We start from the raw sequence: 13,514 nt of genomic DNA, 5'->3' as shown, positions 1-13,514 counted from the left end.
GTGAGGGTCATCCCCTATGGCCGCCAGTCGATCGACGCCGAGGACGAGGCGGCGGTCCTGGCGGTGCTGCGTTCGCCCCTGCTGACCCAGGGCCCGGCCACGGCGGCCTTCGAGGCCGATCTGGCCGCCCATGTCGGAGCGAAATACTGCGTCGCCGTCGCCAACGGCACGGCGGCCCTGCACATCGCCATGGCCGGGCTGGAGATGGAGGCGGGCGAGGGGATCACCACGCCCAACACCTTCGTCGCCACCTCGAACGCCATGGCCTATGTCGGCCTGACCCCCGTCTTCGCCGATATCGATCCGGCGACGCTGAACCTGTCGCCGACCGCCACACGGGCGGCCCTGACGCCGCAGACCCGGCTGATCGCCCCGGTCCATTTCGCCGGCCTGCCCGCCGACATGCCGGCCTTCCAGGCCATGGCCGCGGATCGGGACATCCGCATCATCGAGGACGCCTCCCACGCCATCGGCTCCGAATATGTCGGCGGCGGCCGGGTCGGGAACTGCCGCCATTCCGACGCGACCGTCTTCTCCTTTCATCCGGTCAAGACCATCACCGCCGGCGAAGGCGGGGCGATCACCACCAATGACGAGGCCCTGTATCAGCGGCTGCTGATGTTGCGCTCGCACGGCATCACCCGCGACCCCGCCCGGCTGGCCGACAATCCCGGTCCCTGGTGGTACGAACAGCAGGCCCTGGGCTTCAACTACCGGATGACCGAGATCCAGGCGGCCCTGGGGGCCAGCCAGCTGCGCAAACTCGATCACTTCATGGCCCGCCGCCAGGCGATCGTCGCCCGCTACCATCAGGCCTTCGCCGGTCTCAACTGGCTGGTCCGTCCCCCGGAGACGCCCGGCCAGTCGGTCTGCCAGCATCTGTATGTGGTCCAGATCGATTTCGACGCCATCGGCCGGACCCGGCCCCAGGTCATGGCCACCCTGCTGGCCCAGGGGGTGGGCACCCAGGTCCACTACATCCCCGTCCATCTCCAGCCCTGGTACCGCCAGAGCTTCGGCACGGCGGCTGGGCAGTATCCGGCGGCGGAAGCCTATTACGACCGTGCCCTCAGCCTGCCCCTGTTTCCGGCCATGAGCGATGACGACGTCGAACAGGTCATCACCGCCGTCCGGGGCCTGGTGTGAGCGTGCTGGCCGTCATCCCGGCCCGGGGCGGCAGCCAACGCATCCCGCGCAAGAATATCCGTGACTTCGCCGGTCGCCCGATCCTGGCCTGGCCGATTGCCGCCGCGCGCGACAGCGGCCTGTTCGATACCATCATGGTCTCGACCGACGACGACGAGATCGCCGACGCCGCCCGCACGGCCGGGGCCGAGGTGCCCTTCCTGCGCAGTCCGGCGACCGCCGATGACCACAGCCCCCTGCTGGATGTACTGGCCGAGGTGGTCGCCACCTATCGCGATCGGGGCCAGAGCTTCGACACCGTCTGCTGCCTGCTGGCGACCGCGGCCCTGGTGACCCCCGAGGGCCTGAAGCACGGGCATCAACTGTTCCGGTCCGGGGATTTCGACAGCGTCTTCCCGGTGGTGCGGTTCGGCTCGCCGATCCAGCGCGCCCTGCGCCGCGACGCGGCGGGCCATACCGCCATGCTGGCTCCCGAACACTATGCCAGCCGGTCCCAGGACCTGGAGCCCGCCTATCACGACGCCGGCCAGTTCTACTGGATGAGCGCGGCGGCCTGTCTGGCGAAGACCCCGACCTTCTCGGGCCGGGCCGGCAGTTTCGAGGTCGATGAGACCGAGGTCCAGGACATCGACACCCCGACCGACTGGCGTCTGGCCGAGCTGAAATTCGCGATGCTGGGACGCGTGCCGGACAGCCGCGCATGAGCCGCCCGGGCCTGCTCGTCATCTTCACCGAGGGCGGGCGCGCGCGCGGGCTCGGCCATGTCAGCCGCTGCAGCGCCTATGCCCGCTACCGGATGGCGCAGGGCGGGCGCGTATTATGGATGCTGGACGGTGACGAGCGGGCGACCGCCATGACCGCGGACTGTGGCGAGGTGCGGATCGGCCCGTGGCAGGACGAGCCCGCCAGCCTGCCGGACCTGCGGCCGGACGTGGCCATTGTCGATTCCTATACGGTGAGCCCCGCCGTGGTCGCCGCCATCGCCGACCAGGCCACGACGCCGGTCTTCATCGACGATCTGCAGCGCCTGACCTATCCGCGCGGCTTTGTCGTCCATCCGGCGCTGGACCCGGCTCCCCTGCGGCCGGACGGTGCCGAATGGCTGACCGGACCGTCGTGGCAGCCACTGCGCCCCGCCTTCTGGAGCGTGGCTCTGCGGGGGCCGGTCCGGCCGGTGGTCGAACGCATCCTTGTCACCCTCGGCGGCAGCGACCTTGATGATGTGGGCGCGGCGATCGTCGGCCAGGTCGCGGATGCCTTCCCCGGGGCGCGGATCGACTGGGTCACCGGCGACGCCAGCCCCTCGCCGCGACCGGGCGTAGTCGTGCATCGCGGGCTGTCGGACCAGACCATGGCCGCGCTGATGCTCGAGGCCGACCTCGCCGTCAGCGCCGCCGGAACCACGACGTTTGAACTGGCCCGCTGCGGCGTGCCGACGGTTCTGCTGGGCGTCGCCGACAACCAGCAGCCCAATCTCGACCACTGGCCCGACCTGTGTGGCTTCGTCGATGCCGGGCGTTGGGACGCTGTGGACCGGGACCGGCGGATACGGGCCGGTCTGGACCGGCTGCGCGACCCCCGGATCCGGCGCACGATCACCGACCGGGCCGAGGCGACCATGGACGGGCAGGGGGTGCGGCGGCTGTTCGAGCGGCTCCAGACCCGGTCCAGGAAGGGCGGATCATGACCGAAACCCCACGCACACCCCGGTCCTCGGGACTGCGTTTCGAGGATTGTCGCCTGCGTCCCCTTGGACCGGAGGACGAAGCCCGCACCCTGGCCTGGCGCAACCAGGACCGGGTGCGCGCCAACATGTACAGCGACCATCTGATCGCGGCCGACGAACACGCCCGCTGGTTCGCCGGCAGCCTGTCGAACCCGGCGGCCGCCTACCGGATCTATGAATACCAGGGACGGCCCATGGGCTTTGTCTCCTTCACCGGGATCGACCGGCGCAATGACCGCTGCAGCTGGGCCTTCTACCTGGGCGAGGCCGACGCGCCGCGCGGCTCGGGCGCGGCGATGGAACTGCTGGCGCTCGACCAGGTGTTCGGTGATCTCGGCATCGGCAAGCTGTGCTGCGAGGTCTTCGCCTTCAACGCGGCCGTCGTCCGCCTGCACAAACGCTTCGGCTTCGTCGAGGAGGGCCGTCTTGTGCGACACGCGCTGAAGGACGATCAGTTGCAGGACGTGGTCCTGCTGGCCCGGTTCGCCGACAGCTGGGCCGAGGACCGCCCGGCCCTGATGGCCACCGTATTCGAAGGCCCGCCCGCATGAGCTTCACCTTTCCCGACCGGGTCTTCATCGTCGCCGAACTGTCGGCCAATCACGGCGGTTCGCTGGACACCTGCCTCGCGACGGTGCGGGCGGCGGCGGCGGCCGGGGCCGATGCGATCAAGGTCCAGACCTATACCGCCGACACCATCACCCTCGACTGCGACAGCGACTGTTTCCAGATCCGGGACGGCACCCTGTGGGACGGCACCACCCTGCACGCCCTGTATCGTGAGGCGTATCTGCCGTGGGAATGGCATGCGCCGATCCAGGCCGAGGCCGAACGCAACGGCCTGGTCTTCTTCTCCTCGCCGTTCGACTTCACCGCTGTCGACTTCCTCGCGGCCATGGATGTGCCGATCTACAAGATCGCCTCGTTCGAGATCGTCGACATCCCGCTGATCGAATATGCGGCGGCCCGGGGTCGGCCGATGATCATCTCGACCGGCATCGCCGGCCTGGCCGAGATCGAGGAGGCGGTGGCCGCCTGTCGCCGGGTCGGCAATGACGACATCACCCTGCTGACCTGCACCTCGGCCTATCCGGCCGATCCGGCCGACGCCAATCTGGTGACCCTGCCGAAGCTGGCCGAGACCTTCGGGGTTCGCGTCGGCCTGTCGGACCACACCACGGGCGATGTCGTGGCCATCGCCGCCGTGGCCCTGGGCGCGCGGGTGGTCGAGAAGCATTTCATTCTCGACCGGGCCATCGGCGGCCCTGACGCCAGCTTCTCCCTGACCCCGGACGAGTTCGCGACCCTGGTGCGCCATCTGCGGGTGGCCGAATCCGCCCTCGGCACGATGCAGTTCGGCCCGACCGGTCAGGCGGCGATCAATCGCCGCTTCGGCCGCTCGCTGTTCATCGCCGAGGATGTGAAGGCCGGAGACGTGCTGACCGCCCGGAGCCTGCGCTCGGTCCGGCCCGGCGACGGCCTGCACCCGCGCCACTATGCCGAGCTGCTGGGCCGCAAGGTCACGCGCGACGCCGCCCGCGGCACGCCGATGCGCTGGGGCCTGGTGGAGTAGGGCTCAGGCTTCGGCGAACCGGTTGAAGGCCCGGGTTTCCTCGACCGACAGGAAATGCGGGTTGGAACCCGAGTTGTATTCAAAGCCTGGTTCGACCCGCTCGCCGGTCTCGCCCATCGCATTGTGGGCGAAATCGCTCTCGACATTGTGGAAGCGGATGGTCGGAGCGATCACATAGTGGTCGGCGAAATCATAGGTCAGGTGGGAATCGTCGCCCGGACACATGATCTCATGCAGTTTCTCACCCGGACGGATGCCGACCACATGGGTGGCCATGCCGGGGGCCAGGGCCTCGGCCAGATCGACGATCCGGACCGACGGAATCTTGGGAATGAAGATCTCGCCACCCTGCATCCGCTGGAAATTGGTCAGGACGAATTTGACCCCCTGATCCAGGGAAATCCAGAACCGCGTCATGCGCGGGTCGGTGATCGGCAGGGAGGCGGCCCCTTCGGCGATCAGCTTCTGGAAGAAGGGCAGGACCGAGCCGCGCGAGCCCACGACATTGCCGTAGCGCACGACGGCAAACCGGGTCTTGTGGCTGCCGGCCATGTTGTTGGCGGCGACGAACAATTTGTCCGACACCAGCTTGGTCGCGCCGTACAGATTGATCGGATTGGCGGCCTTGTCGGTCGACAGGGCAATGACCCGGTCGACGTCATTGGCCAGGGCGGCGGCGATGACGTTCTCGGCCCCGCTGATGTTGGTGCGGATACATTCGGTCGGATTGTACTCGGACGCCGGCACCTGTTTCATGGCCGCCGCGTGGATGATGAAGTCGACACCGCGCGTCGCCTGGATCAACCGCTCGCGGTCGCGCACATCACCGAGGAAGAAGCGCATGCACGGGTCGGTGAACTCGTGCTGCATCTCGAACTGTTTCAGCTCGTCGCGCGAATAGACGATCAGTCGCCGTGGCTTGAACCGGGCGAGAATGGCGCGGATGTACATCTTGCCGAACGAGCCGGATCCACCGGTGATCAGGATGGACTTGTCATCAAACATGGCGGGAGCCACCTCGGGGCCGACGGGATTCGTCCAGACGAGTATGGCTCAGTGTTCGGGTTCGCGCGTCAAGTCCCGAGGCGTGCCGGGCGCGGACGATCTTCCAGGGAAACCGGCCTGCGGGTTCGACCGGTCCGGACGCGAATCCGACGACGTTTGCGGCCCGGGTTCTCGTCGGCGGCGACATTCTGGCCGGCAAATTCGAGCAGCGCGCAACACAGGGCAAACAGAACCGCCATGGTCTCGGTCCGCAGCGGATAGTCGACGCCGGAATGCAGCACCATGGCGAGCACGGCGATGGACGCGGCGCGCTGAAGATCGCGCGAATCATTGGCCGGGGCCCGCCAGGCCTGAACGCTGCGCCGCCCGAACCAGACCAGGAAGGCGATCAGGAGAGCGGCCCCCGGCCAGCCCGTCTCCAGCCACATCTCGAGGAATTCGTTGTGGGCGTGGTTGAAATACAGCGGGTCGAGGGTCGCGAGCGGCTCGACCGAGCGATAGATCGCATCGAAGGACCCGATTCCGCTGCCGAGAGGAAGATAGGTCCGGGCCGCCTCGCTGACGACTCCCCAGGCCAGGAGGCGGGCGTCATAGGATCCCGCTTCGGAAAAGCGGGCGATGATGGGCGGGGCCGCGATCACGGCGATGACGACGACCAGCAGGCCGATGACCGCCGCCAAAATGGTCACCGTCCGGTTCGGTCGACGGCGACCGTCCGCAATCCAGGCCCCCAGCAGCGTCGCCGCCAGAACCGGCAGGGCCAGGGCGATGCCGGCTCGGGACTGGATCGCGGCCAGGCCGATCAGGCCAAGCGGGACAAAGACGACGCCAAGCCAGAAGCGCGGGCGCTGAAACGGCTCACCCCGCCGTACGGCTGTGGTGATCAGGGTCGCCGCGAACGGCAGGGCGACCAGGCACAGGGTGGCGAGATGGTTCCGGTTGGAGAAGAAGCCGGCCATGGTTCGCATGCCTTCGTGGGACCACAGATACAGGCGGCCGGACCCCTCGATCATCTGGACGAACCCCAGGCCGAGGCTGGCGAGGGCACCGAGGACAAGCAGGGTCACAAGCCCGTCGCGTCGGCGGCCGTCAGCGCCGAGGGTGAACAGCAGGATGGCCGTCGGCGGAATGAGGGCAAGGAAGGCGCGCCAGGTGAGTTCCGGCGTCATCGACAGGGCGGTCCAGCCCTGGGGCGTACCGGACACCGTCAGGGCCTGCACCATGGGCTCGCGACCCGGCAGGCCCGACCACAGGCCGGGGGGCAGGGGCGCGCTCTGGATCAGCGGCAGGGCAAGGGTTGCGGCCAGTAGTCCCAGCAGGAAGCCGTGCCGTTTGAATATCGCGCTGTCGGTGTAGTGGCCGGCGGCAAGAACCAGAACCGGCAGGGCGGCCAGTTCCACGACCATGAGCCGCAACTGGTTCAGCTGGCTGGCCCCACCGAACAGGAAGGCCGCCACGACAAAGAACACCACAGCGAAGGCTGTGGTGTTCCAATGTCGTACAAAATCTCGAAAACGAACGGCGACCACTAAATGGCTACGTCGTTCGGTCCCAAATCCTACGGGCTAACCGACGAATCGTCGTTCGAGGCGACCGAAATCACACCGATGATCACAGCCGTACCGATGAGCAGAACCGGAAGCGGGATGCCAACGAATTCGCTGGATTCACCGGCTTGGGCACCGACCCGGTCGCCCACGCGGGCAGCGGCAGTGTTGGAGTTGGCAGCGGCCGCCTGGCCGGCGACCAGCATCAGGCCGAGTGAAACTGCGGCGATAGTTTTACGCATGAAAATCCCCTTATCGAGTGGCAGCTTCAGAAAAGCCGTATAACTGAAATGATCGTAGCCCAGAGAGGTTGCGGAGGCAAGTCGGTTTCGGGCCGCGACAATCGCAGAGATTGCATCAATCCCCCAACACCACCAGATCAGGAATCCGGAGTGATTACCACCCCGTGGAACGAGGCTGACAGGGCGATTCTGCGATCCCCGGGCGTCGTGACCAGCCGGATCCACTGGACCGCGCAGCCCGTTGCCGGAACGACGAAATGACTCTCGACACGGCCCGGCGTCTGGCCCGGCGAATCGGCGACCGGGCGGTTGGTGACCAGCTCGCCGCTCTCGAGACAGCGAACCTGCCATGTGGCGCGGGAGGTGGAGGTCCCCGGTTCGAGGCGATAGTCGACGGCAAGGGTGTAGGCACCGGGATCAAGCGTCAGCATCTGGCTGGCAAAGGTGACCGGTCCGAACCCTTCGTACTCAACGCGCAGCGCGGAGGGTCGATCGGTGTCTGCGGCCGACAGGCTGATCCGCTGGCCCTTGTCCTGGGTGAAGGTCCAGACGAAAGGCGTGATTCCGCTCCGCCCGGTAAAGTGGCCGTCGAAGACCGGCTCGGACAGGGCCGGGCGGTTCACGAGGGTTCGAAGCTGGTGGATCAATGCAAGCTTCTGCCGGGCCAGGGCCGTACGGTACTGGACCCCCAGTTCCTCATCGCTCAGTGACGCGGCCGACGTCTTCAGCGAGGCCGCGATCGAGAGCATCACAGTGCTGCCGCGATCCGACTGGGCCAGGGTCTGCAGGAACCGCCCCCGCCAGGGCGGGCGGGCTTCCAGCCTCTTCAGCAGGGGCGCGCGCGCGCGCGCATCCTCCACATAGGCGGTTTCAAACAGCTCGAAGATCGGATCCGTGTATTCGACCCGGCGGCGCAACAGCGTCCCGGCGTGGGCAAAGGCCGACGCATAGTCGGCCCGCTTCAGTCTCTGGTTGACCAGCCAGGCGTGGACCTCACTGTCGCGGAGGCTCCAGTTTCCGGCCAGGGTCAGCAGGGCGTCGGCTCCCGCCGTGTCGCCGGCCTTGTCCCGGGTCAGGCCGGCCACCTTCAGGGACTGAAAATTGAACGGGTCGCTTCGCAGACCGCTACTGGCCAGGGAGGCCGCATTGTCGAGGCGGCCGGCGGCCAGCTCGGCCTCCGCCGCCCGGGCGAGGGCGGTCGGGGAGGTCGGCGCTATGCGCAGGGCGATCTCCGCCGGTGCCCGGTCGACGAGAAGCTGCACGACCATCTGCCAGCCCAGCCAGACCGCCAGGGCCCCGACGAGGACCGGCAGATAGCGCCCGACCCGTCCGCCGGGGCGGGCGGTGGGCACTGTGCCGGCCAGACTCAACGGGGGGCTCGCCGGCCCTTGTCGCCGGGACGGGCCGTGGAATCTGCTGCGTAATCATAGTCGTAGGCGTAGTCATAACCGCCGTAGCTTGTCGCGGCGCGGGCGTTGAACTTGGTCAGGACGACGCCCAGCAGACGGGCGTGGCCGCTGGCCAGTCGCCGCAGCGCGCCCCGAACCTGGCTGCGGCGCGCCCCGCGGGATTCGGCGACAAACAGGAAGCCGGTCACCTGGGCCGCGAGGATCGGCGCGTCGGCGAAGCCCAGCACGGGCGGCCCGTCGATGATGACATGGTCAAACTGGGTCAGGGCTTCCTGGACAAAGGCGGTTGCCCGGTCCCCGCCCCAGAGTTCGGCCGGGTTCGGCGGAATCGGGCCACAGGCGATGAACGCGAGGTTGGGATGGGAGGTGGGCTGCACCTTGTCCGCCAGACCATCAGAGCCGGAAAGGAAATTGCTGACCCCGACGTTGTTGGTACCGCCGACGACCCGGTGCAGGGACGGGCGTCGCAGATCGCCGTCCACGAGCAGGACCCTGCGCCCGACCCGGGCCAGGTTATGCGCCACGGCGAAGGCCGTGGTGGACTTGCCCTCGCCGGGGCGGGAGCTGGTGATCAGGATGCTGGCCGGCGCGCCCTGCGGGGTTGAAAACTGCAGGGCTGTTCTCAGGGCATAATAGGCCTCGGAGAAGCCGGATCGGATATCGTCCAGAGCCACAATCGGATTGATGCCGTCGCCGAGTTTTGGAATCACGCCCAGGACCGGGACGCCGACCTTGGTCTCGACGTCTTCCGGCGTGGCCAGGGATTCATCCAGGGCTTCCAGGATGAAGGCCGAGAGCGCCCCCAGGCCGAGGCCGACGAACAGGGCGATCGCGAGGTTGATCAGCAGGTTGGGGCTGGACGGCCGGCCGGGAGCCTGGGCGCGGTCGATAATGGCGATGTTGTTGGTCGTGACGCCGCCGGTGACGCCGACTTCCTTGTAGCGCTGCAGCAGACCGTCATAGAGCTCGCGGCTGGTGTCCAGCTCGCGTTGCAGAATGTTGTACTGGATGCTGCGCTGACGCAGGTCGAGCACGTTTCCGGTCAGACCGTCCACCTGGGCCTGCAGCGAGCGCTCCTCATTCGCGGCGATCACAAACTGGTTGCGGATCGACTGTTTGATGTTCGAGCCGAGCGAGGCGATCTGGCGGTCGATTCCGTCGATCTGCGCCCGCAACTGCTGCATCGCCGGATAGTCCGGCTTGTAGATTTCCAGCTGTTCCCGGTACTGGCCGTCCAGACGCGCCCGTTCGGCGATCATGGTCTGGATCGGGGCGCTGTCGACGACTTCGGGGATGCTCATCACGGCGGCGGACTGGGCCTGACGCCATTTTTCCTCGGCGGACACGCGCCGGCTGCGAGCCTCGACCAGGGAATTGTTCAGGGCGATCAGATTGGTCGTGGTCAGGGACTGCCCCTGGGTGTCGCTGTTCGGCTCGGTAATGTTGATGATCTGCTGACCGGAAGCGTAGGCGACCAGTTCACGCTCTGTGTCCTCCAGCTTCTGCTTGGTCTCCTCGATCTGCTTTTCGAGAAACTCGCGGACATAGGCGGACGACTCGAATTTGTGATCCAGGTTCGCCTGGATGAAATTCTCCGAGATGGCATTGGCCAGCTGGGCAGACAGCTGGGGCGAGGGACTCTTGAAGCTGACCCGAACCAGTCGCGAGTTGGAGACCGGCGCGACGTCCAGATTGGCCATGACGATCCGGGTCGCCCGGTCGCGACGGCGGTTGACTGCGTCCGGCGTGTCGGCACCGGCGGATTTCGCGGCCGGTTGCCCCATCTGTTCAAGGAAGGTGTCTGAATTGGCCAGGTCGAGGCTGTTGACCACCCGTTCTGCGAGGGAGCGGCTGTGCAGAAGGCCGTACTGGGTCGAGAGGAACTCCAGGCTGGACCCGCCACGGTCGCCGGTCGGGACGCCGTCCCGGAAAACCTGGGGGGTCTCACGGTCGATCTGGATGACCGACGAGGCCCGATAGATCGGCGGCGTCAGCATGGTGACGGCCAGCCCGATGGCCAGGCAGGCCGCCGTCAGAATCAGGATCAGCAATCGCCATTTGACGGCCAGACGCCAGTAGGTCGCCAGATCAAACCCGGAGGCGAGCGAATCCGTCTCCGCCGATCCCGCCGCGCTGTGAGGTTCACTGACCGGGCCGAATCCGCGATCGGACAGCGACCAGCCGAAAGATGATGCGTTGTTCTTCAAAGGCTTTCCGTTGGCCACGTGGTGAATCCCAATTTCAGTCGGTTCGATGCGAGCCGCAAATCCGGTCGTCACCAGTGAGAGTTACCGCAACCGGGCACAGCGATCGAGGCCGTTCGCAGTTCCGGGAAGCGGTTTGATGGCAGGTCGTCGAGGCGGGGGCAAATCCATTCATTGGCGCTATCCGGTCATTCTGGCCCGGTTGGCCCCGACTCGAAGCCGGGGCGCGGGTTCCCGTATGATGGGCAGGAATCCTGAAGTCCGGATTTCAGGAACAGCCAGGCTAGAACGCCCGGAACAGGGCGAAGGCCGGTGCCGCCATCAGGAAGTCCTGGAAGGCGGCGCTCAAACGGGATGTGTCGACGATGACCACGTCCTGCCCCAAAACGATCGGATCCTCGACTTCCCCGCGACGGATGGCCGTGACATCGAACAGCGCCGCCATCCTCTGGTTGTCGACGGTGCGGAACACCGCAACCCGACCCAGGTTGGCGGAGCGGTTCGCCCCCTCGGCCATGGCGATGGCCTGGAGCAGGGTCGTCCGGCCCTGCATCACATAGACACCGGGATTGCCGACGGCACCGTCGACCGTGATCTTCTGGCTGGCGGACTGGATTACCGAGACGGTGACGCGCGGGTTCTGCAGATAGCGGGCCGCCAGCCCGGTCTGGATCACTTCCGCCAGTTCCGGAGCAGACCGCCCTTCGGCCGCCAGGGTGCCGATCAGGGGCATTTCAATGTTCCCTGCGGCATCGACATTCAGACTGTCGAACGACAATTCAGGAACGCGGAAGACGGAGATCCGCAGGGAATCGCCGGACCCGATCCTGGCATTCTGGTCGACCTGGACGGCCTGTGCCGCCTGCAGCTGTATCGGATCGACGAAAGACGAAGGGCCCGAACCCAATCCGTTCGACGCGCAGCCGGTCAAAACGACAGCCGAAATCAAGAGCGAAACGATGCGCATGAACGAGATCATCCTGTAGTCAGTCACAGCCGGGGGGCGGTTCTTGGGGCGGAGTTCCGATGTGTCGGACTCCCGACCGACAGAGGCCAAGCGTCGGTCGCCTATTCTTGCGGATGCTGATGCGCCGGGTCAATACCATTGCGGTCTGCGCGACAGGGTACTGTCTGGGGTAGACGGCCTCTTCTTTGGCAACGCAATCGGCACGCGTGCCCGCCTGTTCGGATCCCGGTGAGCGACGCCAGGGGGGTGGGTTGTGAGAAAACGTCAACGGGTTGTATAGGCCACCGCAACGTCGGACCGTGGGGACCGGCCTGCTGATTGATGGATTCGATGACCAGTTCCGCCCATTCGACGCTGCTTTCCCGTCTCCAGTCGAACGCGGCCACCATCGGCATCGTCGGCATGGGTTACGTCGGTCTGCCGCTCGCGATCGCCTTCGGTGAGGCCGGTTGCCGAATTCTCGGATTCGACCTCGACCAGGCCAAGACCGATGATCTGAACGGCGGCCGCAGCTATATCAAACACGTGGCCGGAGAGCGCGTCGCGGCCCTGCAGTCGGCCGGACTGCTCGAGGCGACCTCGGACATGGCCCGGCTGGGTGAGCCCGACGCCCTGCTCATCTGTGTGCCGACGCCTCTGACCCGTCATCTCGAGCCGGACCTGAGCTATGTGGTGTCGACGACCGAGATGATCGCCCGCTGCCTGCGCCGCGGCCAGATCGTGATTCTCGAATCGACCACCTATCCCGGCACGACGACCGAGGTGATGACCCCGGCGCTCGAGGCAACCGGTCTCAAGGCCGGCGTCGACTTCTTCATCGCCTATTCGCCGGAGCGCGAGGATCCGGGCAATCCCGATTTCTCGACGGCCCGCATTCCCAAGGTGGTCGGTGCCGATGACCCGGCGTCGCGGGAGATCGCGACGACCCTCTACGGACTGGCGCTGCCGCACACGGTGCCGGTGTCGTCCTCGGCGACGGCCGAGGCGGTCAAGATCACCGAGAACATCTTCCGTGCCGTGAACATCGCCCTCGTCAACGAGCTGAAGGTCGTGTTCGAGGCCATGGACGTCGACATCTGGGAGGTGATCGATGCCGCCAAGACCAAGCCGTTCGGCTTCATGCCCTTCTATCCGGGGCCGGGACTGGGCGGGCACTGCATCCCGATCGATCCCTTCTACCTGACCTGGAAGGCGCGGGAATATAATCAGCACACCCGTTTCATCGAACTGGCCGGCGAGATCAATTCGGCGATGCCGGACCGGGTCATCGCCGTCATGGCCGAGGCGCTGGACCGTCGCTTCAGCCGCGGTCTGAACGGCGCACGCATTCTGGTTCTGGGCGTCGCCTACAAGAAGAACATTGAGGATATCCGCGAGAGCCCGTCGCTGCGTCTGATGGAGTTGATCGAGGCCCGCGGCGGCAAGGCCGATTTCTACGATCCGCACGTGGCCCAGATCGACAATACCCGTGAGCATCCGACCCTCAATTTCCGTGAGGGGGTGGCCTGGAACCTCGAGGCGATCGCCGCCTATGACGCGGTCCTGATTTCCACCGACCATGACGGCGTCGACTATCCGGCCCTGGCGCGCACCGCCCGGCTGGTGATCGATACCCGCAACGCCTGTGTGCGGGCGGGTGCGGACATGGAGCGGGTGGTCCGGGCCTGAGGCCGGACGTTCGCACGCCGGTCAGCC

13 protein-coding genes are annotated in these 13,514 nt (G+C 66.6%); 7 read left to right on the top strand and 6 right to left on the bottom strand.

The window, feature by feature from the left end; translation table 11 throughout:
- Genes pseC through pseI form a run of 5 tightly spaced genes read left to right on the top strand, consistent with a single transcriptional unit; the run spans window position 1 to window position 4,445 of the window.
- Entirely contained in the window at window positions 1-1,146 is a 1,146-nt protein-coding gene (pseC, locus tag PSV00_RS13760; RefSeq protein ID WP_300448251.1) for a UDP-4-amino-4,6-dideoxy-N-acetyl-beta-L-altrosamine transaminase, read from the top strand.
- On the top strand, window positions 1,143-1,850 hold the full coding sequence (gene pseF / locus PSV00_RS13755; protein WP_300448248.1) for a pseudaminic acid cytidylyltransferase: 708 nt from the start codon (window positions 1,143-1,145) through the stop codon (window positions 1,848-1,850). Before pseC ends, pseF begins: the two co-directional genes overlap by 4 nt.
- Complete coding sequence (locus PSV00_RS13750; RefSeq protein ID WP_300448245.1) at window positions 1,847-2,833, top strand: hypothetical protein; 987 nt, start codon at window positions 1,847-1,849, stop codon at window positions 2,831-2,833. Before pseF ends, PSV00_RS13750 begins: the two co-directional genes overlap by 4 nt.
- A complete protein-coding gene (gene pseH, locus PSV00_RS13745; RefSeq protein ID WP_300448242.1) occupies window positions 2,830-3,423 on the top strand; it encodes a UDP-4-amino-4,6-dideoxy-N-acetyl-beta-L-altrosamine N-acetyltransferase in 594 nt (197 codons plus the stop codon). Before PSV00_RS13750 ends, pseH begins: the two co-directional genes overlap by 4 nt.
- Window positions 3,420-4,445, top strand: a complete 1,026-nt coding sequence (gene pseI, locus PSV00_RS13740) for a pseudaminic acid synthase (RefSeq protein WP_300448241.1) — start codon at window positions 3,420-3,422, stop codon at window positions 4,443-4,445. Before pseH ends, pseI begins: the two co-directional genes overlap by 4 nt.
- 3 nt (window positions 4,446-4,448) lie before the next feature.
- Here pseI and pseB read toward each other — a convergent pair whose 3' ends face one another.
- The 6 genes from pseB to PSV00_RS13710 all read right to left on the bottom strand — a co-directional run bounded on the left by pseB (window position 4,449) and on the right by PSV00_RS13710 (window position 11,654).
- Complete coding sequence (pseB, locus tag PSV00_RS13735; protein WP_300448238.1) at window positions 4,449-5,450, bottom strand: UDP-N-acetylglucosamine 4,6-dehydratase (inverting); 1,002 nt, start codon at window positions 5,448-5,450, stop codon at window positions 4,449-4,451.
- A gap of 68 nt (window positions 5,451-5,518) precedes the next feature.
- Window positions 5,519-6,922 (bottom strand): O-antigen ligase family protein, encoded by a 1,404-nt coding sequence (locus PSV00_RS13730; protein WP_300448235.1) that lies wholly within the window; start codon window positions 6,920-6,922, stop codon window positions 5,519-5,521.
- A gap of 86 nt (window positions 6,923-7,008) precedes the next feature.
- On the bottom strand, window positions 7,009-7,239 hold the full coding sequence (locus tag PSV00_RS13725) for a hypothetical protein (RefSeq protein WP_300448233.1): 231 nt from the start codon (window positions 7,237-7,239) through the stop codon (window positions 7,009-7,011).
- A gap of 137 nt (window positions 7,240-7,376) precedes the next feature.
- Window positions 7,377-8,591, bottom strand: a complete 1,215-nt coding sequence (locus PSV00_RS13720; RefSeq protein WP_300448230.1) for a hypothetical protein — start codon at window positions 8,589-8,591, stop codon at window positions 7,377-7,379.
- A 14-nt stretch (window positions 8,592-8,605) separates the two neighbouring features.
- Window positions 8,606-10,855, bottom strand: a complete 2,250-nt coding sequence (locus PSV00_RS13715; protein ID WP_300448227.1) for a polysaccharide biosynthesis tyrosine autokinase — start codon at window positions 10,853-10,855, stop codon at window positions 8,606-8,608.
- 280 nt (window positions 10,856-11,135) lie between these two features.
- A complete protein-coding gene (locus PSV00_RS13710) occupies window positions 11,136-11,654 on the bottom strand; it encodes a polysaccharide biosynthesis/export family protein (protein WP_300448965.1) in 519 nt (172 codons plus the stop codon).
- On the opposite strand from PSV00_RS13710, the gene PSV00_RS13705 reads away from it, so the two are divergent.
- Together PSV00_RS13705 and PSV00_RS13700 are read left to right on the top strand one after the other, a co-directional pair.
- A complete protein-coding gene (locus tag PSV00_RS13705; protein ID WP_300448979.1) occupies window positions 11,590-11,838 on the top strand; it encodes a hypothetical protein in 249 nt (82 codons plus the stop codon). The two genes, PSV00_RS13710 and PSV00_RS13705, sit on opposite strands and share 65 nt — an antisense overlap.
- 311 nt (window positions 11,839-12,149) lie before the next feature.
- Window positions 12,150-13,487 carry a nucleotide sugar dehydrogenase gene (locus tag PSV00_RS13700; RefSeq protein ID WP_300448225.1) on the top strand — a complete coding sequence of 446 codons (1,338 nt, stop codon included), beginning with the start codon at window positions 12,150-12,152 and terminating at the stop codon, window positions 13,485-13,487.
- Window positions 13,488-13,514 lie beyond the last annotated feature (27 nt).

The organism is Brevundimonas sp. (assembly GCF_029945885.1).
GTDB lineage: Bacteria > Pseudomonadota > Alphaproteobacteria > Caulobacterales > Caulobacteraceae > Brevundimonas.
The sequence above is the reverse complement of the archived record's forward strand: the minus strand, read 5'-3'. Positions and strand labels throughout refer to the sequence as shown.